Source organism: Candidatus Cloacimonadota bacterium (assembly GCA_021734245.1).
In the GTDB taxonomy this organism is placed as follows: Bacteria; Cloacimonadota; Cloacimonadia; order Cloacimonadales; family TCS61; genus B137-G9.
The window spans coordinates 1-23153 of the sequence record JAIPJH010000050.1 but is presented as its reverse complement, the minus strand read 5'-3'; the positions used below and the strand labels follow the sequence as shown (position 1 = coordinate 23153).

General features: G+C 36.4%; 23 protein-coding genes and 1 CRISPR repeat array. Of the genes, 14 read left to right on the top strand and 9 right to left on the bottom strand.

Features of this window, described 5'->3' with window-relative positions:
* Together K9N40_08675 and K9N40_08670 are read right to left on the bottom strand one after the other, a co-directional pair.
* The coding region (locus K9N40_08675) for an L-seryl-tRNA(Sec) selenium transferase (GenBank protein MCF7814540.1) at positions 1-455 on the bottom strand (455 nt) is incomplete at its 3' end.
* A 4-nt stretch (positions 456-459) separates the two neighbouring features.
* On the bottom strand, positions 460-717 hold the full coding sequence (locus K9N40_08670) for a TfoX/Sxy family protein (protein MCF7814539.1): 258 nt from the start codon (positions 715-717) through the stop codon (positions 460-462).
* A gap of 128 nt (positions 718-845) precedes the next feature.
* On the opposite strand from K9N40_08670, the gene K9N40_08665 reads away from it, so the two are divergent.
* The 3 genes from K9N40_08665 to K9N40_08655 all read left to right on the top strand — a co-directional run bounded on the left by K9N40_08665 (position 846) and on the right by K9N40_08655 (position 2213).
* The gene (locus K9N40_08665; protein ID MCF7814538.1) at positions 846-1409 is read left to right on the top strand and encodes a hypothetical protein; all 564 of its coding nucleotides are present in this window, start codon (positions 846-848) and stop codon (positions 1407-1409) included.
* Positions 1410-1469: 60 nt separating this feature from the next.
* Positions 1470-1736: a hypothetical protein gene (locus K9N40_08660; GenBank protein ID MCF7814537.1), complete on the top strand. Its 267-nt coding sequence runs from the start codon at positions 1470-1472 to the stop codon at positions 1734-1736.
* 90 nt (positions 1737-1826) lie between these two features.
* Positions 1827-2213: a hypothetical protein gene (locus K9N40_08655; protein MCF7814536.1), complete on the top strand. Its 387-nt coding sequence runs from the start codon at positions 1827-1829 to the stop codon at positions 2211-2213.
* Positions 2214-2215: 2 nt separating this feature from the next.
* Here the strand turns inward: K9N40_08655 and K9N40_08650 are convergent, their stop codons facing one another.
* From K9N40_08650 to K9N40_08630, 5 genes are read right to left on the bottom strand one after another with little or no spacing between them, the layout of a single operon-like run.
* The gene (locus K9N40_08650; protein MCF7814535.1) at positions 2216-2686 is read right to left on the bottom strand and encodes a hydrogenase maturation protease; all 471 of its coding nucleotides are present in this window, start codon (positions 2684-2686) and stop codon (positions 2216-2218) included.
* Entirely contained in the window at positions 2676-4136 is a 1461-nt protein-coding gene (locus tag K9N40_08645; protein ID MCF7814534.1) for a Ni/Fe hydrogenase subunit alpha, read from the bottom strand. Before K9N40_08645 ends, K9N40_08650 begins: the two co-directional genes overlap by 11 nt.
* A gap of 12 nt (positions 4137-4148) precedes the next feature.
* The gene (locus K9N40_08640; GenBank protein ID MCF7814533.1) at positions 4149-4700 is read right to left on the bottom strand and encodes an NADP oxidoreductase; all 552 of its coding nucleotides are present in this window, start codon (positions 4698-4700) and stop codon (positions 4149-4151) included.
* Positions 4701-4704: 4 nt separating this feature from the next.
* Positions 4705-5403 carry a (2Fe-2S)-binding protein gene (locus K9N40_08635; GenBank protein MCF7814532.1) on the bottom strand — a complete coding sequence of 233 codons (699 nt, stop codon included), beginning with the start codon at positions 5401-5403 and terminating at the stop codon, positions 4705-4707.
* Entirely contained in the window at positions 5396-7105 is a 1710-nt protein-coding gene (locus tag K9N40_08630) for an NAD(P)H-dependent oxidoreductase subunit E (GenBank protein ID MCF7814531.1), read from the bottom strand. The genes K9N40_08635 and K9N40_08630 overlap by 8 nt, the downstream gene beginning before the upstream one ends.
* A 464-nt stretch (positions 7106-7569) precedes the next feature.
* Between K9N40_08630 and hypF the strand changes: the two genes are divergently transcribed.
* From hypF to hypB, 10 genes are all read left to right on the top strand, one after another.
* The gene (gene hypF / locus K9N40_08625) at positions 7570-9792 is read left to right on the top strand and encodes a carbamoyltransferase HypF (protein MCF7814530.1); all 2223 of its coding nucleotides are present in this window, start codon (positions 7570-7572) and stop codon (positions 9790-9792) included.
* A gap of 21 nt (positions 9793-9813) precedes the next feature.
* Positions 9814-10068, top strand: coding sequence for a HypC/HybG/HupF family hydrogenase formation chaperone (locus tag K9N40_08620; GenBank protein MCF7814529.1), 255 nt, complete (start codon positions 9814-9816; stop codon positions 10066-10068).
* Entirely contained in the window at positions 10055-11116 is a 1062-nt protein-coding gene (gene hypD, locus K9N40_08615; GenBank protein ID MCF7814528.1) for a hydrogenase formation protein HypD, read from the top strand. The genes K9N40_08620 and hypD overlap by 14 nt, the downstream gene beginning before the upstream one ends.
* A gap of 215 nt (positions 11117-11331) precedes the next feature.
* Positions 11332-12315 (top strand): hydrogenase expression/formation protein HypE, encoded by a 984-nt coding sequence (gene hypE / locus K9N40_08610; GenBank protein MCF7814527.1) that lies wholly within the window; start codon positions 11332-11334, stop codon positions 12313-12315.
* Between the two features lie 33 nt (positions 12316-12348).
* Positions 12349-12696: a hydrogenase maturation nickel metallochaperone HypA gene (locus K9N40_08605; GenBank protein MCF7814526.1), complete on the top strand. Its 348-nt coding sequence runs from the start codon at positions 12349-12351 to the stop codon at positions 12694-12696.
* Between the two features lie 3 nt (positions 12697-12699).
* Positions 12700-13485 (top strand): DUF1570 domain-containing protein, encoded by a 786-nt coding sequence (locus K9N40_08600; GenBank protein MCF7814525.1) that lies wholly within the window; start codon positions 12700-12702, stop codon positions 13483-13485.
* Positions 13486-13617: 132 nt separating this feature from the next.
* A complete protein-coding gene (nikR, locus tag K9N40_08595; protein MCF7814524.1) occupies positions 13618-14031 on the top strand; it encodes a nickel-responsive transcriptional regulator NikR in 414 nt (137 codons plus the stop codon).
* Positions 14032-14574, top strand: coding sequence for a TraR/DksA C4-type zinc finger protein (locus tag K9N40_08590; GenBank protein MCF7814523.1), 543 nt, complete (start codon positions 14032-14034; stop codon positions 14572-14574). It begins immediately after the preceding gene.
* Between the two features lie 13 nt (positions 14575-14587).
* Positions 14588-15298, top strand: a complete 711-nt coding sequence (locus K9N40_08585) for a sulfite exporter TauE/SafE family protein (protein ID MCF7814522.1) — start codon at positions 14588-14590, stop codon at positions 15296-15298.
* 165 nt (positions 15299-15463) lie between these two features.
* Positions 15464-16111, top strand: coding sequence for a hydrogenase nickel incorporation protein HypB (gene hypB / locus K9N40_08580; GenBank protein MCF7814521.1), 648 nt, complete (start codon positions 15464-15466; stop codon positions 16109-16111).
* A 74-nt stretch (positions 16112-16185) separates the two neighbouring features.
* Here hypB and K9N40_08575 read toward each other — a convergent pair whose 3' ends face one another.
* Positions 16186-16551 carry a VOC family protein gene (locus K9N40_08575; protein ID MCF7814520.1) on the bottom strand — a complete coding sequence of 122 codons (366 nt, stop codon included), beginning with the start codon at positions 16549-16551 and terminating at the stop codon, positions 16186-16188.
* Between the two features lie 14 nt (positions 16552-16565).
* Positions 16566-18056: a hypothetical protein gene (locus K9N40_08570; protein MCF7814519.1), complete on the bottom strand. Its 1491-nt coding sequence runs from the start codon at positions 18054-18056 to the stop codon at positions 16566-16568.
* 160 nt (positions 18057-18216) lie between these two features.
* Between K9N40_08570 and K9N40_08565 the strand changes: the two genes are divergently transcribed.
* Positions 18217-18618 (top strand): hypothetical protein, encoded by a 402-nt coding sequence (locus K9N40_08565; protein MCF7814518.1) that lies wholly within the window; start codon positions 18217-18219, stop codon positions 18616-18618.
* A 35-nt stretch (positions 18619-18653) separates the two neighbouring features.
* A CRISPR array of direct repeats spans positions 18654-23151; the repeat unit is 37 nt; unit sequence GTTTCAATCCTTGGTTTAATGGATAACAAATTCAAAG.
* Positions 23152-23153: the final 2 nt, after the last annotated feature.

The window sequence follows — 23153 nt, the reverse complement described above, 5'->3', positions numbered from 1 at the left end:
GCAGCAGCATTGTTATTGACCACAACTGCATCTTCCGCTCCGGTTACGAATTTTATAATTCCCGAAATATGATCGTTTCGTTGACCTCTTTTACCGGAAGATAAATCGAATTCCAGGTTGCTGTAACCTTGCAAAATCGGCTTCATTTCCTTTTGAATCCAATCTCCCAGCGGTGCTCGCGCCAGGTTTGTGTGAAGAACGACTCCAGTACAATTCACCATCGGTTTCAGTGAGCTTTCTGCTATTGATTTCACTATTTTGGAAATATGATGTTTTAAGTTATGATCGCCAGAAAAATTATGTCCTGACAAAACATTTTCTCTTTCATTTCTCACAACTTCCCGAATGGCAAATTTCACCAGTTCAGTTCCAGTTTGCTCGATGAGAGATTTTATCTCATCGGCATTTAAAAGTATATCGACACCGGGAATTTTTTTGAGTTCTTCTTTCATCATCTACCTACTTTGCTTCCAATGAATCATAAAAAATTTTCAATTCATTTTTTTGATCTTTGGAAAGTGAATGCCAGCGAATACCCTGCACAGCTCCTTCCAAAGTATAAAGCATATTTATGCAGCCGTCATCAAGTTCTGTTTTTATCCTGACAAAGGCTTCTTTACTGCCAATTGTTATAAATTCTTCAGAATCATTAATTCCTACTTTTTCCAACTTTGCAGCTAACTGCTTTCCTATATTCGGCATTTCATGCAATTTCATATTTCTATCCATATATTATATTGTTGTTCAAAAAATGAAAGGCATGCAAATCGTCAAATAAAAAGAAGTTAAACAGATCATTTGTTTAGTTTCATTGACACGGATATTGCCAAAACAAACTTGGAATCATGAAATATAGTGACATGATGATAGAAAAATGGTTTGAAGAAAATAAAGAACCGAATATACAGCAATTCGAAAATTATAATGAAACTTATGTAAAACTCTGGATAGATCCCTGGTTTGGAATGAATGGAGAAAATCCACCACAAAGTTATTTTAATGGAATATTAGATTGTTATTCTCAGCTTTATAAAAATTGGAAAAATTATTTTGCAAACAAAGAAATAATCTGTGATCTGCAAGTTTGGCTATTTGAAAAAAATTATCGTAAAATTGAACTTGTAGCTGCTAAGATCGATCAACCTCTTTCACAAAGAAATAACTATTTCAGAACTTGCCCTGAAAAACGTGTTTTTCCCAAGAATCAATTTCGCTCCGATGAATTTGATCCAGATAAATTTGATTGGAAATTGTTTTTTGATACAGACGAAAAGCATGAAAAACTTGATGCCTTAAACAAAGGTGATATAGAATCTTTGCTAGCAGATGGATACAAAGAAGAGCTGGTAAACGGTGAACGGAGTTTTTGGAAAGTTTTGGATCACGTCTGGGTAGGAAGAATAATCTGAAATTCTTGACTTGCGTTGCTTGCTAATTCTAATTGGATCGTTAGAAAGATTGGAGGTATAATGAAGAAGTTTGCAATAGTTTCAGGTTTTCTGGCTTTTGGCAGCAGCATGTTTGCCCGTTCAAAGTACTGCCTGGATAACGCTCCCGCTTTAGCTGGATCAGTTGTAATCGGTGCAATTCTCACTTTCATCATCGTTTTGATATTCTCAAAATTACTGCCTAAAAATAACAAAGTCGCATCCTGTATTACTAATATTGTAATTTTAATTTTATGGGTAGTTGCCAGCTTTTTCGTTTGTTTTCTGATCAGGACTTTTTTGTATTAATTTTTATTCTTTCCGAAAAGCTTTGGAACTTCTTGCTTGAACGGCTTTCGGAAAGTTTGCGAGTATGAATATTAAAACAGGGAGAGAAAAATGGATTTAAAACAAATTTTTAATTCAGCTCATGAGAAAATAATTACTAACGCCAGCGTTAAATTTGTATTCGGAGATCTAATCGAGACAAAAGGAAAATCGATAATTCCAGTAAGTACAATCAAATACAGTATTGGTGGTGGTGAGGGTAAAGGACCGGATCTTGCAAAAATGAAAGCAGTTACCGGAGAAAATGCAGAAGAAAAGCCGCAAGAAAACAGACCTGGCGGACAGGGTTTAGGTGGAAGATTTTCCAATAATCCGCTTGGTGTTTTCGAGATAAGTGAAGAAAAAACTCGATTTGTTCCAGTAATCCCTATAAAAGCAATTATTGTGATGATAACTGTTTGGATAGTAACGCGAGTTTTTAAGAGGAAGAAGAAATAAGATTATTGTAAATCCTGTAGCTTCCCTTTCATAAATTTTAGCGCTTCTCTCAAATTCTCTTCAGCTTTTGCCGATAATCTCTTATCGAAATCCAGTTCCCATTCATAACCTTTTATGTGAACCAAATAAGCTTTGGGAGCTTTGCCATACATTTTCTGGCAGAGATCGACCACAAAGCTGACAGAAACAGCATGCATGGTAAATTCTACCTGAGCGTCGTCTGGCTCTACTTCTGAAAAATCGAAACTATCAATCGGTTCCATGGAAGCATCGGCAAAGATAACAACATCATAATTTGAGATGACTTCCGCATCCTCGATATTTAGTTGATAATTCGAATCGAAATCGATATTCTCGATCTTCTGGGCTTTGACCCATTTTTGCATTTCATCTACAAAAGAAATCCCGAGAGCATCGTCCTGCCTCCCGGGATTTCCATATCCGTAGAATAATATCTTGGAATTATTCTCCATTTTTGAATTTATGGTCGATCACCTTTGCGTTTTTATCCAGAACTTTGAAATCCAACGGCATTTTGCCAAGTGCGTGAGTAGCACAACTCAGGCAGGGATCATAAGCTCGAATAGCCACTTCCACTGCATTCATCATGCCTTCGGTAATTTCAGACTGGCCATTCATGAACTGCTTGGCAGCATGATTCACAGCTACGTTCATCGGTTCGTTGTTGTTGGTTGTACTCACGATGAGGTTTGCCATTTCGATCTGATCATCGTCGTTGATGCGATAGTGATGGAACAGCGTTCCACGCGGAGCTTCCAGCAGACCAACACCTTCTTTCACTTTAGTTCCTTTTGTTACAAGTTCACCGCTCATCAAATCAGGATCGTTCAGCAGGTCTTTCATCATTTCGGCACTGTGCAGAATTTCAATCAGACGAGCCCAGTGCTGATGCATGCTCATTCCGTTTGGTTTACCGTTTGTATAGGCTTTGAAGATTTCAAATTCTTTTTGAGCCAACGGTGTCGGAATGAAGTCTGCTGTATTCATACGAGCAAGTGGTCCCACGCGATACCAGCCGTCTTTTTTACCAAGACTGCGGATATAAGGGAACTTCATATAACTCCAGCTGCGAACTTCTTCATCGATATAATCCAGGTAATTTTGATAATCGACGTCTGGAATTATTTTCTTTCCTTCAGCATCGATTCCTCTAAGCACACCATGATAAAGATCGAGTGCACCATCTTTTCTGACCAAACTAACATGATTTGACGGGAAAGCTGCAAATTTATCGATCAGGTCTTTATTTTTGGAATGATAATCTTTGAAGAATGCCATTGCACCCAAAGACCATTCGATCATTTTGTCGATGTTCAGTGGATCAGCTCCATTAATGAACTGCTCTTTTTCTTCCTGAGTAAGATGTTTGTTGATTCCACCAGGAATAGCACCTGTCCCATGAACTTTCTTACCTGCTGTAGCTTTGATGATCTCTTGTCCGAACTTTCTCATCATCACTGCTTGCACTGCCAGATCTTTGTGTTTAAGTGCGATTCCTATTACATTCCTGATAGCAGGATCGCCATCCACTCCAAACAGAAGATCCGGTGATGCAAGATGGAAGAAATGCAGAACATGAGATTGGAACATTTGTCCGTAATGCATCAAGCGACGCATTTTTTCACCTGTTGGTGTAAGTCCGTCGCCAGTTCCTGCGCCAACGATTACGTCTAACGCTTTAGCTGCTGCCAGGTGATGACTAACAGGACAGATTCCACAAAGTCTTTGCACGAGTACAGGAGCTTCCCAATAAGGACGACCCTGAACAAAACGTTCAAAACCTCTGAATTCAACAATATGTAAACGGCTTTTAGCTACATTATTATTATCATCTAAATGAATAGTTACTTTGCCGTGTCCTTCTACCCTTGTTACTGGTTCTATAGTTACTTTTTTTGCCATTTTATCACCTCATTAATCGTACTTGATAACTTCGTACGGTAATTCCATTTCATTGCCGGTAACCAGAGCAACCAGTGCATTCCAGATAAGATCTGCACGAGGAGCGCAGCCGGGAATAAAATAATCGATTTTCACAACTTCATGACATGGATAAACTTTATCCAGAATCATGGGAAGCTCATCATCATTGGGAATAATCTTTTCATCATTTGCCTGAACTGAAACGCAATTCAGATAAGCTTCTTCCAAACATTCAGAGATTGGAGCCACATTATTTCTGAGTGCCGGCAAACCGCCCATAATGGCACATTCACCGATCACTACAAGTGTTTTACAATTCTTTCTGAATTCCTGCAAAACATGAACATTTTCACTATTGCAGCACCCACCTTCAATGATGCCGATATCACATTTTTTGGTGAAAGTTTTAATATCATCGATGGGAGATTTGTTGAATTCTACTAATTCGATCAAATCCAGAATGCGTTCGTCAATGTCCAGAAAAGACATATGACAACCGAAACACCCTGCTAAAGAAGTTGTTGCTACTATTGGTTTACTCATGATATTACTCCTTTCCTTCTATGTCGCTGCCGATTGGGTTTTTATCATATTTTCTTCTGCCAATAGGAACGTCATAACCTTTTTCTTTGTGAATAATAGCACCAACCGGACAAGTATCCATTGCTTTTTGAGCCATTTCATCATCCATATCGGCTGTATGCTCTTTATCAAAATTGATCTTAACTTTATTGCCGCGATTTTCAAATACGAACCAGGTTGGATTTTCCGGCTCTTTCTTACGTCGAATACAACGTTTGCACAAGATGCATCTATTGTGATCGATTATAAGTTTTGGATGTATCGCATCTACATCGCGAGCAGGATAGATATAATCAAACTCCGGAACCATAATTTTGTATCTGTAAGCAAGTGCTTGCAGTTCACAGTTTCCACTTCTCTCGCAGGAAGGACAGAAATGATTTCCTTCCGCAAAAAGCAGTTCAACTATTTTGGATCGCAGTTTTTCCAGCTCTTCTGTATTTGTAACAACTTCCATGCCATCATTAACCGGAGTAGTACAAGCTGTCATCATTTTACCGTTTACCATACAAGTACAAATACGGCAAGAACCTTGAGCTTTAATTCCTTCCAGAAAACAGAGAGTTGGAATATATATTTTATTTTCCGTTGCCACCTGCAAGATTGTTTTATCAGGCTCTGTCAGGTAAGCTTTTCCATTTATAGTTACTGTTATTTTACTCATGACTACCTCCCAGATTCGGAACTCTGCCCGCAGTTTCGCAACTTTCTTTTACAGCTGCTGCCAGATCGAACTGACTAACATATTCTTTATTCTGAAGTTTAGATTCGTATAATTCTCTGAAATTGGTCAATGTTGCGATAACAGGATTACAGGCTGATTGACCCAACCCGCAGCGATTCATCTGCATCACTTTTTCCCAGCTCAGCATCTGATCGATATCTTTTTTCACACCTTTTCCTGCCAGGATCTTTTCCAGTTTCTTCTTATACTGCACTGTCATCGCACGGCAGGGAACGCAAGATCCGCAAGATTCTTCAATGAAGAATTCCAGGAAATTCAATACAATATCCTTCAGCAGATCACGATCTTTATTTATTACTATGATCGAACCACCTGTGGCCAGATCTTCATAAGCTAATTTTCTACCAAATTCATCGGGACCGATACAACATCCTGAAGGTCCGCCAATTTGAACAGCTTGAACATCTTTTGCACCAACCATTTTCAGCAGATCATTGATTGAGAATCCCCATTCAATTTCATAAATTCCAGGTCTTTCACAATCTCCGGAAATACTGATAAGTTTGGATCCTGTAGAATCTACGGTTCCTAAGGAACGATACCATTCTGCACCTTTTTGAATGATCTTGGCTACAGAACAGAATGTTTCCACATTGTTCACTGCTGTAGGCTGCTGCAGATAACCTTTGGTAACTGGGAATGGAGGTCTGTCTCTTGGTTCACCACGTTTGCCTTCAGCAGATTCGATAAGAGCAGATTCTTCACCGCAAACATAAGCGCCGCCGCCAAACTGAATTCGAATATCAAAATCGAATCCTTTGTGGCCCATGATGTCTTTTCCTAACAAATTTCTTTCTCTGAAACTTTCCAGAACTTTTTCTAACTGTTCTTCCAGGAATTTGTATTCATATCGTAGATAAAGAATTCCTTCATCAGAACCAATCGCATAACCACCGATAATCATTCCGGCAAAAAGAAGTTCAGGATTTTCCATTAAGATAACACGATCTTTAAAAGTTCCCGGTTCACCTTCGTCGGCATTACAGAAAATGTAATGTTTTTCGCCTACAGCACTTCGGCAGAATTTCCACTTTAGTGCTGTGGGAAAACCAGCCCCACCACGACCCTTCAAATTTGATATTTTTACTTCTTCGATCACTTCGTCCGGCGTCATGGAAACTGCTTTTTTGATCGCTTCTTCCAAATCGATATCTTTTATCAGTATCGGTCCTTTTGCAAGGATATTAGAAGCAACACCATCACTTTCCAGATCTTCCACAGCTACATCATTTTTCATGTCTTGCACGAGTTTCTTTACTTTTTCTTTTGTTAGATTTGTGAAAACTTTTTTGTTGATAATAGCTGATGGTTCCTGGTCGTTCATTCCAATACAAGAAGTATTGAATAAACCAATTCTTCCATCTTCAGATACAGAACCAAATTTACATCCTGCTTCTTCTTCAAAGACTTCGGCAATCTCATCTCTTCCCATCATTTCAGCTACAGCACTATCATTTAGATATACTGTGTATTTTCCACGACATTGGCGTGAAAAGAAATGGTAAAATGAAAGGGTTTGCAGCACATCAACTTTCGACATTCCAAATACTTCTGCAATTTTTGCTACAGCCGCATCATCAACACATCCCTGTGTGTCCTGGATCTCGATAAGGATGTCCATCAGACGTCCTTGATCTTTACCGTACTTGGCTAATATTGCATCAACCTGGCTACCGTCGCACTGACATCCACAACCACAATCATCATGTGAAGGAATTGCTGCCCGGAATAGTTTTTCTGACACAATCGACCTCCTATGCTTTTTTTATATATATATAATATATTCAATATTATGTGCCAATAATCTAAATGAGAACTCATTGTCAATTAGATTTTAGTAACTATTTTAAGACTATCATAAAGACAGAAATAATGGTTTAATTTATTGAAAATTAAGATAGTTAACACATTATTATTTAGAATAAGTAATATTTCATACGATCTACTCAAGGTCAATATTTGCAGTCACTTACATTATTTACAAGTTAATTTTACGCTTCTAATACTTGACTGCTAATGAGTAAAAAAAATTGTTTCTTTTTATTTTTAAAATATATATATTAGAATAATTATTGTAGGAGTGAGATTCTGAAAATCAAGATAAATGGAGTTGTTCAAGGCGTAGGATTCAGACCTTTTATTTATAAACTGGCAATCGAGGAAGGTTTGAAAGGATACGTATTGAACAATACAGGTGGAGTTGAGATCGAAGTAGAAGGTAAAACATCAGGCTTGGAAAGCTTTATAAAACGAATCAAAACAGAACTCCCGCCAGCAGCCAGAATCGAATCATTTATTGTTGATGAATCAGAAATTAAGAATTACAAGAAATTTGAGATCAGACTCAGTTCCAAAACCGAAGGTTCTACACTTATCTCGCCTGATCTGGCAGTTTGTCAGGATTGTCTCGATGAATTCCATGATCCTGATGATCCACGCTTTGGGTATGCTTTCATTAACTGCACAAATTGCGGTCCCCGTTATTCGATTATCGAATCTACTCCGTATGATCGGCCGGTAACTTCCATGAAAGATTTTGAGATGTGCGATTACTGCAAAAATGAATATACAGATCCAATGAATCGCAGATTTCATGCTCAACCGATCGCCTGTCCTGAATGTGGTCCTGAATTAGAATTTTTAGACAAAAACCTTGAGTCAGTTCCAGGTGATCCAATTGCCAACACAAAAGCAGCACTAAAAGAAGGCAAAATAGTTGGAATCAAGGGAATCGGCGGATTTCATATAGCCTGTGATGCCACAAATATAAACGCTGTGGTTGAACTTCGCAAACGAAAAGACAGACCGGATAAACCTTTTGCGGTGATGGTGAACTTTGATAACTTATCAGAAATTGTAAGTTATTCCGAAGAACATGAAAATCTCTTGAAATCAACTGTAGCACCGATTTTAATTTTAAGAAAAATAGCACATTCTCCACTTGCGGAAAATATTTCACCGCATAATCCCAATATTGGCGTTTTTCTTCCTTATGCTCCACACCATTTTCAGATTGTTGATCGAGTTCTTCCTTTCCTGATAATGACTTCTGGAAATCATTGTGATGAACCGATAGCAAAAGATGAGCAGAAATTACTGGATATCTGTGATTGTTTTCTTACTCACAATCGACCGATCTTGAATCGTTCTGACGATTCGATAATACTTCCTGCCAACAAAAGAAATATCATCACGCGTAGATCGCGGGGATTTGTTCCCACCCCGATGAAAGCTCCATTTGATTTGAAACCAACCCTCGCCTGTGGAGCTGAATTGAAGCTTTCTTTCACCATTTCAAATCGGAAAGAATATTTTGTATCACCTTACATCGGAAATTCCGGCAGCAAAGAAACGATGGATTTTTACAAAGAAATCCTGCATAAATATAAACACTGGTTTAGATTGAATCCCGAACTCATTGCTTGCGATCTGCAACCTGATTTTTCTACAACCAGGTTTGCCGAATCTCTTTCGCTTCCCATTATCAAAGTTCAACATCATCATGCACACACAGCAGCGATAATGGCAGAGCATCAACTCGATGAAAAAGTGATCGGGATTTCTTATGACGGAACCGGTTATGGTACAGATGGTGCAATCTGGGGTGGTGAAATCATGATCGCCGATTATGAGGATTTTGAACGTAAATTTCATCTGCAGTACATGCCGCTTCCAGGTGGAGATGCAGCCATTAAACATCCTGTCAGGATCGCTTTTGCTTACCTTGCAAAATTCGGACTAAATACCGAATTTCTAAATGGAATTTCCAAAATTGAGAAAAAAATAATTTCAAAGCAATTACAAAATGAATTCAATGTTTTTCAAACTTCCAGCATGGGCAGAACATTTGATTGTGTGGCTGCTATGCTGAATCTTTATCCGGCAATTACATTTGAAGCTCAAAGTGCTATGGCCTTGGAATTTTTGTGTAATTATGAAGATATTCTGGAAGAAAAGCCATACTCTTTCCAAATAGAAAATAATGAGATTATAATTGAATCGATGCTAAAAGAAATTGTCGGAGCAATCCAACAAAAAATAGATAAAAAAATAATCGCAAAAAGATTTCATCGTACAGTTCTGGAGTTTAGTTTACAGGCAGCAAAGTTGATTCGGGAAGAAACCGGATTGGAAAAAGTTGTGTTAAGCGGAGGCGTGATGCAAAATAAATTAATAGTTGATGGTTTGGCTGAACTTCTTACCAGAAATAACTTTACAGTTTACCTGCCACAGAATTTACCGCCCAATGATGGTTCGATTTCTGTTGGCCAGTTGATGATCGCCAATAGAAAATATAAAAATAAATGAGCTTTAAGCTCAGGAGGATAAATGTGTTTAGCAATACCGGCTCAGGTAGTCCAAAAAGATGGTGAAAAAGGTTATGTAAATCTAGGGGGAGCCAGAAAGGAAGTGATGTTCACTTTTACCCCGGAAGTTGAAAAAGGTGATTGGGTGCTCATTCACACCGGATTTGCATTGAACGTGATCTCGGAAGAAGATGCCGAAGAAACCTTGAAGCTTTTCGATGAATTGGGTACAATACAAGACGAAATGGAATTAGAAAACAAAAATGTTGAACAATAAGAAATTTCGCGATCCTGCTCTTATAAAAAAGATCGTTGATGATCTGAACAATTGGAAAAAGCCGATCAAGATCATGGAAGTGTGCGGATCACACACGATGGCTATCGGTCATTGGGGAATTCGCAAATTGCTTCCACCTTCTATTCAACTAATTTCCGGCCCGGGCTGTCCTGTGTGTGTAACGCCTTCCTCTCTCATCGATGAACTGATAAAACTGAAAGGCGTCACGATCGCCACTTTTGGCGATCTGATCCGCGTTCCCGGCAAAGAGGAAACTCTGGAGCAGGCTCGAGCGAAAGGACTGGATATCAAACTGATTTATTCACCCTTGGAAGCTTTGAAACTGGCAGAAAAAAAACAAGTTGTGTTCGTGGGAATTGGTTTTGAAACAACTATTCCCGGAATTGCTCAAACGATCTTTCTGGCAGCAAAGCAAAAGCAGTTCAACTTCTCGGTTTTTCCAGCTTTCAAATTAGTTCCTCCGGCTCTGGATGCCTTACTTTCGACAGAGGATATTGAACTCGATGGTTTTTTACTTCCCGGTCACGTTAGTGTGATAATCGGTTCTGAAAGCTATGATCTGCTTCCGGAAAAATTTGGAATTGGTGGAGTTGTTACAGGATTTGAACCTCTGGATATTTTGCGTGCAGTAAAACTTCTTACCAACCAAATTTCTAAAGATAATCCTCAAATTATTAACGAATACAATAGAGTAGTTGATAGTTCTGGAAATAAAATTGCCAAGCAGATAATCGAGGAAATTCTGCAAGTAGAAGATGCTTTGTGGCGTGGAATCGGTTGGATCCCAGATTCAGGAATGGGAATTAAAGAGAAATACGCTGAATTTGATGCAGCAAAAAAATACAATATAACTTTGAAAGATGAAGAAGGAAATACCGGCTGCAGATGTGCCGATGTACTAAAAGGAAAGATCATTCCACCGGAATGTCCGTTATTCGAAAAAGTATGCACACCGGCTCATCCGATCGGCCCCTGCATGGTTTCTTCAGAAGGAAGTTGCGCTGCATATTATAAATACGAAAGGTAAAACCTTGAAAATGGCTTGTCAGAGAAATTCTATCAAATCAGCCTTTTCAATGGTTGGAGTAATAGTTGTTAATAAATTTTCGTTCTCAACTCAAGACTTTGGTGAAGAAATGTGGAGGCAATCAAATTCTTAAGTCGAGTCCGACACGAAAACCTTGGCAGGGTCAAGTGAGAAGAAGTTTCAAATGAGACACTGACAAGGTTAATTGAGAAATTATGAAAAAAGAAATTATAACTTTAGGACATGGCAGTGGAGCCGGGCTTACCAGGAAATTGATCAGCGAAATTTTTGATAAGAATTTCCATCTTCCAACTTTGGATGATGGAGTTCAGATTGAAAATAGAACAGTTGTAACTACGGATGCTCATGTTGTGCAACCGATTTTTTTTCCTGGCGGAGATATTGGAAAACTTTCCATTACCGGCACAGTGAACGACGTGGCGATGACTGGAGCAATTCCAAAATACATTTTGATAACCTACATTATAGAAGAAGGATTCAAGATCGATGATTTGAGAAAAATCACAGAATCTGTGCAAAAAGCAGCAATTGATGCTGGTGTGAAAATAATTGCCGGAGATACAAAAGTGGTGGAAAAAGGTAAAGCTGATGGAATTTACATCACCACCACAGGAATAGGATTTCTTCCAGAAAAGGTTGAATTATCTTCCCAGAAAATTGAAGTTGGTGATAAAATCATTGTAAATGGAAATTTGGGAGATCATACTGTAGCGATTATCAATGCCCGACAAAACCTGGAACTGGATCCTGCCCCGAAAAGTGATTGTGCTTCTTTGAATCATCTGGTTCAATTCATGCTGAAAAATGGCGATGTCCATTTTCTGCGCGATGCCACTCGCGGCGGAGTTGCCACGATCCTGAATGAAGTTTCTGACGATACAGGTTTTGGAATTATCATCGATGAAGAAGCTTTACCGATATCAGAAAATGTAGAAGCAGTTTGTGGTCTTTTGGGATTGGATGCACTTTATATGGCAAATGAAGGCAAACTTGTTTCATTTATTTCCCAAAAAGACGAAAATATTATTGATAAAATGAAAACTCATAAATCAGGCAAAAACAGCGCGATTATCGGAGAAGTAACAAACGAGTTCCAAGGAGTTTATCTGCGAACTTCCATCGGTGGTCTGCGACCTCTTCTGATGCTGGAATCTGATCCGCTGCCCAGGATATGCTGAAAATAAGCTTAAGGTTAATAATCAGGAGCAACCATGCATGAAGGTGCAATAGTTCATTCACTTTTAGAATTAGCGAAAGACATCCAAAAAAAAGAAAATCTAAAAGAAATCACAAAAGTGAAAATCGTGGTCGGAAAATTTCATCAGATCATCGAAGAAGTAATGCTGACCAATTTTGAATTCATGAAAACCGAATATGAAGGTTTTGAAAATGCCATCCTGACAATGAGCGAAAAAGATGTACGGGTAAAATGTAAAAATTGCCAACATGAATTTACCATCGATGAACCTATTTTTATGTGCCCAGAATGTGATTCTTTTGACACCGAACTTATTTCAGGCAAAGAGTTGTATATTCAAACTTTGGAAGGAACTCAATAGTAAATGAATTTTAATAAATCGGTAAAACTTCTTTTTTTAGTTTCAGTTTTGCTGCTTACATTTTGTTCCCAAAATCAAGATAAAGCGATTGTTCAGATTGATCAGGTAAATTGCAATCTATCGGCTTCAGAATGGAATTTCATCAAGGAGATCACAAAATATGAAATTGAATTTTATGAAGATATCTTCAGCGGAAGTTTTCCTGAAATTAAAATGAAAATATTTGGTGATACGACCAGCTATCGTAACTTTCAAAAAAAAATATCTACTTCAAGATCAAAAAATGGTTTTTATTCTCAGTCGGAAAAAGTAATCGTGATAAATAAAAATGATCGATATTTGAAAACAGTTTCTCATGAAATTAACCACTTTATTCTTCGTAGTTTTATTCCTGTCATTCCAAAATGGATAAATGAAGGATTATCGGAATATTTTGAATATGCAATCCTGGAAAATGATTTGATAAAAATAAAAAAACAAGCCAAAAAAGAAACGCGGCTGAAAGAGTGGATCCATGAAACCGATAAGATTGATCTGGAAGATTTCTTGGCTTGGTCAAATAATAAATGGCGGGAAGTAAATTCCAGACCCGACTTCTATTCCAGCACTCTTTCCTGGGGAATTGTTTATTTTTTCCAGAATGATGATTTCCGAAAAAATATTTTGAAAGAGTTGCTCAGAAAAATTGATCAGGGAAAGGATTCGAATGATATCATTAACGAATTATATCCGGGAGGAATGGAGCAGCTGAAGATCGATTTTTTTATATTCGTTGATTTAAATTTGTAAACAAGCATTTTCTATATTTAACATTTGTAAGCATTTAAAAAAACAATTAAACTTTTATTACTTTTTGTGATTAAATTTCGTTGACATCAAAATCCAGTAGCACTTTTTTGCCATTCGTAACACGGAGGTGCTATGTCGGATTTAGTTAGATTCGGAGTTTCGCTGAATAGCGAGCTGCTGAAGAAGTTTGATGAACATATCAAACAGCACAGTTATACAAATCGTTCCAATGCTATTGCCGATATTATCCGCGATAAGCTTATCGAAGACGAATGGACCAGCAACGAAATAGTTACCGGTGTCATCACCATGGTTTTCGATCATCATCAACGGGAGCTTACCAACAATCTCACAAACATTCAGCACGATCATCATGAACTGATAATTTCCTCCCAACATATTCATCTGGATCATGACAACTGCTTTGAGATCATCGTGGTGAAAGGCAGAGCCAATGAATTGACCGTTCTCTGCAATAAATTGAAAGCTGCCAAAGGTGTAAAACATGCCAAATTGAGTTTGGCAACGACCGGAGAGAAAATTTAAATGCAATATCCAAAATTCGAAGAGGTTGTAAAATTTCACGGACATAGTTGTCCTGGTTTGGCTATGGGATATAAACTGACATTAGCTGCCTTGGAAAAATTGAACAAGCTGCGAGCGGAAGATGAAGAAATTGTAGCTATTGTAGAAAACGATGCTTGTGGAACAGATGCTGTTCAGTTTATTTCCGGTTGTACATTTGGCAAAGGAAACTTCATTTTCAAAGATCATGGTAAAATGGTTTATACTTTTATCTGCCGCAAGAGTGGAAGAGCAATTCGTGCCAGCCGCAATCCTGACTTCTTAAATAGAGTTAAGAAAGAAGAATCAAGCCGCGAAGAATTAATTAATCAGATTTTGGAAAGCAAAAGTGAAGATTTTGCCAATCTTGAGGAAATCAGCATTGAGCTTCCACCCGAAGCAAAATTATACAAAAACATTGTTTGCGAAGAATGCGGAGAAACTGCCATGGAAACCCGCATCAGAAAAAGAGATGGCAGAAAGTTATGCATTCCCTGTGCTGAAAATATAAAAAAATATATTTAAGGAGAGAAAAAAATTGAGTAACGAAATTTCATTGTTGGCAATTACAGCTGCCTCGATCGGATTTTTTCATACTTTATTTGGTCCCGATCATTATTTGCCGTTTATTGTGATGTCCAAAGCACGCGGCTGGTCTATGCCAAAGACCATGTCAATAACATTTTTATGCGGACTGGGACACGTTTTGGGATCTGTTGTTTTAGGAATTTTAGGAGTTTCAATTGGAATAGCACTTGGCAAAATCGAAGCTTTCGAATCAATTCGAGGTAGTATTGCTGGTTGGGCTTTAATGAGTTTTGGTCTGGTTTACATGCTCTGGGGAATTCGTAATGCCATCCGCAACAGATCACATTCTCATTTACACTTTCATTCCGATGGATCAAATCATGAGCACGAACACACTCATCAAAGTGAGCACAGCCATATACACGATGCAAAAAAGAAAAACATTACTCCCTGGGTTTTGTTTACGATTTTTGTGTTAGGTCCCTGCGAACCGCTCATTCCCATTTTGATGTATCCGGCTGCCCAAAACAGCATCAGTGGACTTATCTTTATTACAGCCATTTTTGCAATTACCACTATTTCTACAATGATGATAGTAGTTTATGTGGCATCTCTGGGATTGAAAATGGTATTTTTCAGCAAACTGGAAAAGTATACGCATGCGCTGGCAGGAGGAATAATCTTGCTAAGTGGAGTAGCAATTAATTTTTTGGGATTGTAAAAAAATATATGTGTTTTCGTCCTTCTGAAGGATCTTACAGAATTTGTTCTTTTGAAGAATCTCTGAGTTTAAGTAAAGCAGAGAGAAATTAACTGGATATTTATAAGTAAAATAAGAAGATATCTCGGGATGACATTTCAAAAAAAAAATAATAGGAGAATATAAATGGATACAAAAGAAGTAAAAGTAATGCAGAAGATCCTGAATGTAAATGACAGGATCGCAGGTGAATTGAGAAAAGAATTAAAGGAAAAAAACATACTTTTTATCAACCTGATGAGTTCACCCGGTTCCGGCAAGACTACCATCATGGAAAGAACTGCACAGGAATTCGGTGAGAAAATGTGCGTGATTGAAGGTGATATTCAAACAACTCTGGATGCAGAACGTGTTGCCAAAGCAGGAATTCAAACTTACCAGATCAATACCGGACCTTTTGGTGGAGATTGCCATCTGGAATCTGGTTGGATAAAAAGTGCCATGGAAGAGATCGAGATGGAAAATCTGGAACTGATCTTTGTGGAAAATATCGGTAATCTGGTCTGCCCGGCAGAATTTGACGTGGGAGCACATGTGAATGCTGTTGTTCTCAGCGTAACAGAAGGTGAAGACAAACCGCTCAAATACCCTCTGGCTTTTCAAACTTCACAGCTTTGCCTGATCGCCAAAATCGATCTTCTTCCCTACCTTGACATCAACATTGAAGACATCAAAACAAACATTCAGAAAGTAAATCCAAAGATGAAAGTGATCGAACTTTCTGCCAAAACTGGAGAAGGTTTTGAGGAGTGGTTTAAGTATCTGAAAGGATAGATTTTGAACCTTGCGAAGGTCGTTTTCGGCAAGAAGTTCGAAATCCTTCGCAAGGTAAATTTTATTAGTTAAACTTACTCTTCAATAAATTCTACTTCTACGCCATTCGGATCTTCGATAAAAAGTAACTTGCTTCCACTGGGAACTGAAATCGGTCCACGTTTGACGGGAACTTTTTTCTCTTTTAACATTTGCAAGATTTCATTCATATCGTCGATGAAAATCCCCATAGAAACCGGAGAAGAAAATTTATCTAATTGAGTAATTGATTTATCTTCGATCAATTCAATTTTTACTTCTCCCTCTCCTTTCAGGAAAACAATTCTCATGTTTTCATTGGGATGTATTTCGTTAATGATTTCCATTCCCAGTATATTTTGATAAAATTTTAAAGATTCCTGCATTTCACTCACATGAATTGTAATTAAAGTAACTTTCATCTTTCCTCCAAGATTTATTCTTTATCAGGTTCGATCATATTAACAGAAACAGGGATTTTTATTGGATCTTCAACCATGATGCGTGATTCATCTATGATCGGTTTTTCCGACAAAGGATCGAAGTTAAGAACATGCATCAAAGCAAGAAGATCGCTGTTATTTCCATATTTTGGCGGCAGAAAAGATCTTACTACTTCTCCCACCCGAAGATACCCATCATTTCCTGAGATCAACATTCTGTAAGGTTTCAATTCAAAATACTTAACTTTAAATTTAATTTTGTCAGGTGTAGTTTCAAAATCATGAACATGTTTCTGGAAGCCTTTATCTGCAAGGGAATTTGTAACACCGATATGATCTGACTCAATTTTCTCATATTCTTCGGTTCTCAGAACAATCTCCATTTCTTTCAATTCACTTTTTATCATACCTTTTTTACCATCAAAATAGTAAACAGATACTTTCCTGGAAATTCCCAGATCTTCAAATGGTTTTCTGGCACTGACCCAATAGGTATAAACGAAACCGGAGCGGAGTTTTTCTTTGCTCCATGGTAAAACATTATGATAGTCGTTTTTGAATTTAATTCTGTTCATTCGTGAAGACTTCCATCCTGTATTAGATTTAGCATAAAATGATTTATAAAGGCTATCCACAGCTGGAGTTCTAAACACAAAATAATACTCAGCTTCAGGTATTTTATTCCAGGAAATGGTTATGGATTCCTCATTTTTAATATCTTCAAATTTAAGATCAAAAGGATCAAGAGAATCTTCTATGGCATCAGCAGAAATGTATGAGATAATGTCATCAGAAGAATTTGCAGAATATCCTTTTGCCAGATTATGCTTCGTTTCCACAACTTTTGCGCTGACACTTTTTTGTTTGATCACAGGTTCATCTATCGATAAAAATAATGCTGAAATTTGATCAGGCTTTTTGTAACTTCCTGTTTTAATAACGCAGTTACCATAATCATCTACTCTGGTTTTAAAATCTTTGCCATCGATCTGGAAACCATAAAATCTTTCAATTAGATCGGGTTCTTTGAACCATAATCTGCAATATACTATTCCTTTATTATATTGTGCATCAAATGGTTTTGGAAAGTTTATGGGGCTTAAAATATCAATTTGTGAAGCCAGATAATCAGTGCCGGTTTTGTAAAACTTTCCCCCAATTGTATGACTAATATCTACGGTGGCAATAATCCAGTAACTTATCTGACTGAACTTTCCATCTTCATCGTGTGGAAAATCACGATCTAAAACATAATATTTTCTGTTTGTTATATCAATATTTTCTACTTCTTCTTTTCGGTCCTTTATTTTCAGTTCCAGTTTATCATAACGCTCCAATCCATGAACTTCCCAGCTTATAAAGATAAATCCATAATTAACTTTTGTTTTCAGCTCGATGAATCTTTCTTCATTTGGTGCCAGATCTTCAGAGAATAAAAAGCTGATAAATAGAACTGCTATTAACAATAAAAACTTCTTTTTCATCATCAACTCCAAGCTTCTACGAAATTTTAATGAATAAAAATATTCTCGATTGTTTCTGTCAAAAGAAATGTTTTTCATAAATTTACTAAACACTGTTAAATATAAACAGATTGACATTTTAATGTAAACTAATTTAGTTGTAAAAAATTAAAGGTATTTTATGAAAGTTTTATTTAATTTTCAAGAAGATTTAAATTGCATAATCATCAAAGCGGAAGGTGATTTTCCAATTGATGAAGAACCTATTCATGATATTTATGATGAAATGGAAGAATTAAGTAAAACTTATAATACATCCAAATTTATTATCGATCTTACAAAAATGAAATATGAAGTTCCGATTACTTCGATTATCGATAGTACGCAAAGGGTAACACAATATAATTTTACTAAAAGAAAATTGACAGTAGCTTATGTTTGCAGCGAAATTTCAGATTCTACAGAAAAATTGGATATGTTTTTTTCCCATTTGGATTCAGCTATTTTCCTGAATAAAATTGATATAAATTATGATAGATTTATTTCTTTGAACGAAGCAAAGAAATGGATTAAGAAGAAATAGAAATAAAAGAAAGTAGAATTAATTGAGACAGCAACGTTTCAATCCTTGGTTTAATGGATAACGAATTCAAAGTCAATCCGATAATCAATCCGAAGTTGACAGATAGAGTTTCAATCCTTGGTTTAATGGATAACGAATTCAAAGATAGTTATCTTTATTTAGTCAACATTCCCTATGAAAGTTTCAATCCTTGGTTTAATGGATAACGAATTCAAAGAATAAGGCAATTTAAAACAATTTAAAAGGCAATTAAGTTTCAATCCTTGGTTTAATGGATAACGAATTCAAAGAGTCTTGAAACTGAACCTAAATTGACAGCCTTTTTTGTTTCAATCCTTGGTTTAATGGATAACGAATTCAAAGTCAGCGAGCAATATTTTATCTTTATTTGACGTAAAGTTTCAATCCTTGGTTTAATGGATAACGAATTCAAAGTCTATATATTTACAGTCAACCTTTTTTGTAACACGGTTTCAATCCTTGGTTTAATGGATAACGAATTCAAAGTCTATATATTTACAGTCAACCTTTTTTGTAACACGGTTTCAATCCTTGGTTTAATGGATAACGAATTCAAAGCATTTTTTTCTTTCATCTTTCTTCCTAATTAATTTTAGTTTCAATCCTTGGTTTAATGGATAACGAATTCAAAGGAAAAGTGTGGATAGGGAGTTTTTTTTTGAGATCTGGTTTCAATCCTTGGTTTAATGGATAACGAATTCAAAGATCTGAATATATAGACAAAGTAATTGGATTAATTTTGTTTCAATCCTTGGTTTAATGGATAACGAATTCAAAGTACGGGTTACTGCCAAAAGAAAAACAAGACGAGCTGTTTCAATCCTTGGTTTAATGGATAACGAATTCAAAGAGGTTGGTGTGCCATCCGTGACACACGGTGCGTCATGTTTCAATCCTTGGTTTAATGGATAACGAATTCAAAGAATGATTTCTGATAATGTTACAATCATATTATCAGTGTTTCAATCCTTGGTTTAATGGATAACGAATTCAAAGATAATTGATCAATCCGCCGGACTCTCCTGATATTTCGTTTCAATCCTTGGTTTAATGGATAACGAATTCAAAGGATCTAATGCAAGCTCGTAAAAGTCTGCTTTAGTAATGTTTCAATCCTTGGTTTAATGGATAACGAATTCAAAGATTCTTGCCTTTTCACGTTCCTGGTAAGGTATGTCCTGTTTCAATCCTTGGTTTAATGGATAACGAATTCAAAGGTAATATTTTGGAGTTGTTCCTACTGCCGGTACTAGTTTCAATCCTTGGTTTAATGGATAACGAATTCAAAGCTTTTGTTTTGGATAGGAAAAGAAGTTTGGGACTGCTAGTTTCAATCCTTGGTTTAATGGATAACGAATTCAAAGCTTTTCTTATCTTTTGCTTGTTTTCTTTACTTAATTGTTTCAATCCTTGGTTTAATGGATAACGAATTCAAAGGATAGTTGGCTCGGAGTTTTATAATTCACTTGTAAAGTTTCAATCCTTGGTTTAATGGATAACGAATTCAAAGCAGACGAAGGTTATTAGCGTAGGTGGTGGTGGTTTTTGTTTCAATCCTTGGTTTAATGGATAACGAATTCAAAGCTATTATCTTACCTTTGTAGTAACTTATTTCTTTGGTTTCAATCCTTGGTTTAATGGATAACGAATTCAAAGCTTGTTCGGAGATTAAAGCTCCGTTGACAGGTAAAGAGTTTCAATCCTTGGTTTAATGGATAACGAATTCAAAGTATTACTCTTTCGGTAATATGGAAGTTACTAAAAGAGGTTTCAATCCTTGGTTTAATGGATAACGAATTCAAAGAAAGGAACTTTCAGAGAAGGATGCTTATCTTTTCCGTTTCAATCCTTGGTTTAATGGATAACGAATTCAAAGCAGGCAAATTTTCGCTTTTCTTTGTTCGCAATTCAGGTTTCAATCCTTGGTTTAATGGATAACGAATTCAAAGACAGGCAAATTTTCGCTTTTCTTTGTTCGCAATTCAGGTTTCAATCCTTGGTTTAATGGATAACGAATTCAAAGTGCAGTACTCTATGTTATAGGACTTTACTCTTTTAGGTTTCAATCCTTGGTTTAATGGATAACGAATTCAAAGGAAGTATGTTTGATTATGCTTCTACCATAGGGAGCAGTTTCAATCCTTGGTTTAATGGATAACGAATTCAAAGCACCAGAACTATTTCACCGCCCGCAACTATTCACCTAAGTTTCAATCCTTGGTTTAATGGATAACAAATTCAAAGAGGGAATGGAACGACTTTTGATTCATTTTCCATTATTGTTTCAATCCTTGGTTTAATGGATAACAAATTCAAAGTCTGGAATTTTTTTAATTTCCGTGTAACCTCGCAAAGGTTTCAATCCTTGGTTTAATGGATAACAAATTCAAAGAACAACTTTCCTCTCATGCTTTACTTCAATACTACGTTTCAATCCTTGGTTTAATGGATAACAAATTCAAAGTCAATGAGGCTATCAAATAGCTAATTACAAGCTATTGTTTCAATCCTTGGTTTAATGGATAACAAATTCAAAGAATAATTGGCTCGGATTTTTATAATTCCCTTGTGAAGTTTCAATCCTTGGTTTAATGGATAACAAATTCAAAGAACGAGATAGCAGATATAACAGGTTTTAGCTTATCGTTTCAATCCTTGGTTTAATGGATAACAAATTCAAAGATTTCTGCCCCTAATAGTAGTAAAGCAGTTATTGCTGTTTCAATCCTTGGTTTAATGGATAACAAATTCAAAGAAAAATACTTTTTACACAATATAGAAAAGCACTTTAGTTTCAATCCTTGGTTTAATGGATAACAAATTCAAAGTTAGATAGTTTATAATTTACAATTTTATTTCGTAAAGTTTCAATCCTTGGTTTAATGGATAACAAATTCAAAGTCTACAAATCCCACTTTCTACCCCAGAAGGTTTTAGTTTCAATCCTTGGTTTAATGGATAACAAATTCAAAGTTTACGCAGTACAGAAAAGCACTTTATCGAAGCAACTGTTTCAATCCTTGGTTTAATGGATAACAAATTCAAAGAATATGCAGCACGCTGAACCTAACGGTTGATCAAGTGTTTCAATCCTTGGTTTAATGGATAACAAATTCAAAGGCAGTGTGGAGGCACAGGGCTTCATGCTGGCATTGGGTTTCAATCCTTGGTTTAATGGATAACAAATTCAAAGCCCGACAGCCGATACGCCTGTTAGGGGCATCAGGACTAGTTTCAATCCTTGGTTTAATGGATAACAAATTCAAAGGTTTTGTAAAATGTTCCTGCTCTTGTTCCAGCTTGGTTTCAATCCTTGGTTTAATGGATAACAAATTCAAAGTTGAAAAAAATGTGAATATTCTTGAAATACTACTCGAGTTTCAATCCTTGGTTTAATGGATAACAAATTCAAAGCATTATGAAGTTGTACCCAGGAGGAAATTACAACTACGTTTCAATCCTTGGTTTAATGGATAACAAATTCAAAGATTAAAAAATTTAGATAATACAACAGTCGTCAATAGTTTCAATCCTTGGTTTAATGGATAACAAATTCAAAGAGAAGATTACTATCAATCGAAAGAGCAATCAAAGCTGTTTCAATCCTTGGTTTAATGGATAACAAATTCAAAGAAGATCAGAATTTCCAACAGGAAGTTGCTGCTTATTGTTTCAATCCTTGGTTTAATGGATAACAAATTCAAAGAAGCAATTATGTCACTCTCATCAATCAATACCGAATGTTTCAATCCTTGGTTTAATGGATAACAAATTCAAAGCATTGGCTATTCAACACTTTGAAGGAGGTAATTGGGGTTTCAATCCTTGGTTTAATGGATAACAAATTCAAAGTTTCACGCCTTTTGCAATGATCGCCATCAATTCATGGTTTCAATCCTTGGTTTAATGGATAACAAATTCAAAGGTTAAATCGGGATTCAAATAAGCTGTTAGATTCTCGTTTCAATCCTTGGTTTAATGGATAACAAATTCAAAGCTCCCAGAGGTTTCAGTTTTGCCATAACGTTGTTTTTGTTTCAATCCTTGGTTTAATGGATAACAAATTCAAAGCGGGTGAAATTCTGATAGGTAACGATTTTAAGATTAGTTTCAATCCTTGGTTTAATGGATAACAAATTCAAAGCCGAATTTGCTAATCTACTTAATGCGTACTTTATCTGTTTCAATCCTTGGTTTAATGGATAACAAATTCAAAGATTGATAGAAATGTAGTTACAGGATCGGAATTATTGAAGTTTCAATCCTTGGTTTAATGGATAACAAATTCAAAGTAAACCATATCGCTATCATTTCCATAAGCTTTTTCAGTTTCAATCCTTGGTTTAATGGATAACAAATTCAAAGTCGGAACATGTTAAAACTGTAACCAAGATTTTGAAAAGTTTCAATCCTTGGTTTAATGGATAACAAATTCAAAGGGTGAAGAAATCCTTGTTTCAGGAAATAGATTTACTGTTTCAATCCTTGGTTTAATGGATAACAAATTCAAAGCG

Bases quoted from the DNA above. Each gene is read 5' to 3' on its own strand.
- K9N40_08670 (MCF7814539.1), bottom strand. From the start codon at position 717: ATGAAATTGCATGAAATGCCGAATATAGGAAAGCAGTTAGCTGCAAAG.
- K9N40_08665 (MCF7814538.1), top strand. From the start codon at position 846: ATGAAATATAGTGACATGATGATAGAAAAATGGTTTGAAGAAAATAAA.
- K9N40_08660 (MCF7814537.1), top strand. From the start codon at position 1,470: ATGAAGAAGTTTGCAATAGTTTCAGGTTTTCTGGCTTTTGGCAGCAGC.
- K9N40_08655 (MCF7814536.1), top strand. From the start codon at position 1,827: ATGGATTTAAAACAAATTTTTAATTCAGCTCATGAGAAAATAATTACT.
- K9N40_08650 (MCF7814535.1), bottom strand. From the start codon at position 2,686: ATGGAGAATAATTCCAAGATATTATTCTACGGATATGGAAATCCCGGG.
- K9N40_08645 (MCF7814534.1), bottom strand. From the start codon at position 4,136: ATGGCAAAAAAAGTAACTATAGAACCAGTAACAAGGGTAGAAGGACAC.
- K9N40_08640 (MCF7814533.1), bottom strand. From the start codon at position 4,700: ATGAGTAAACCAATAGTAGCAACAACTTCTTTAGCAGGGTGTTTCGGT.
- K9N40_08635 (MCF7814532.1), bottom strand. From the start codon at position 5,403: ATGAGTAAAATAACAGTAACTATAAATGGAAAAGCTTACCTGACAGAG.
- K9N40_08630 (MCF7814531.1), bottom strand. From the start codon at position 7,105: ATGGACATCCTTATCGAGATCCAGGACACACAGGGATGTGTTGATGAT.
- K9N40_08620 (MCF7814529.1), top strand. From the start codon at position 9,814: ATGTGTTTAGCAATACCGGCTCAGGTAGTCCAAAAAGATGGTGAAAAA.
- hypD (MCF7814528.1), top strand. From the start codon at position 10,055: ATGTTGAACAATAAGAAATTTCGCGATCCTGCTCTTATAAAAAAGATC.
- hypE (MCF7814527.1), top strand. From the start codon at position 11,332: ATGAAAAAAGAAATTATAACTTTAGGACATGGCAGTGGAGCCGGGCTT.
- K9N40_08605 (MCF7814526.1), top strand. From the start codon at position 12,349: ATGCATGAAGGTGCAATAGTTCATTCACTTTTAGAATTAGCGAAAGAC.
- K9N40_08600 (MCF7814525.1), top strand. From the start codon at position 12,700: ATGAATTTTAATAAATCGGTAAAACTTCTTTTTTTAGTTTCAGTTTTG.
- nikR (MCF7814524.1), top strand. From the start codon at position 13,618: ATGTCGGATTTAGTTAGATTCGGAGTTTCGCTGAATAGCGAGCTGCTG.
- K9N40_08590 (MCF7814523.1), top strand. From the start codon at position 14,032: ATGCAATATCCAAAATTCGAAGAGGTTGTAAAATTTCACGGACATAGT.
- hypB (MCF7814521.1), top strand. From the start codon at position 15,464: ATGGATACAAAAGAAGTAAAAGTAATGCAGAAGATCCTGAATGTAAAT.
- K9N40_08575 (MCF7814520.1), bottom strand. From the start codon at position 16,551: ATGAAAGTTACTTTAATTACAATTCATGTGAGTGAAATGCAGGAATCT.
- K9N40_08570 (MCF7814519.1), bottom strand. From the start codon at position 18,056: ATGAAAAAGAAGTTTTTATTGTTAATAGCAGTTCTATTTATCAGCTTT.
- K9N40_08565 (MCF7814518.1), top strand. From the start codon at position 18,217: ATGAAAGTTTTATTTAATTTTCAAGAAGATTTAAATTGCATAATCATC.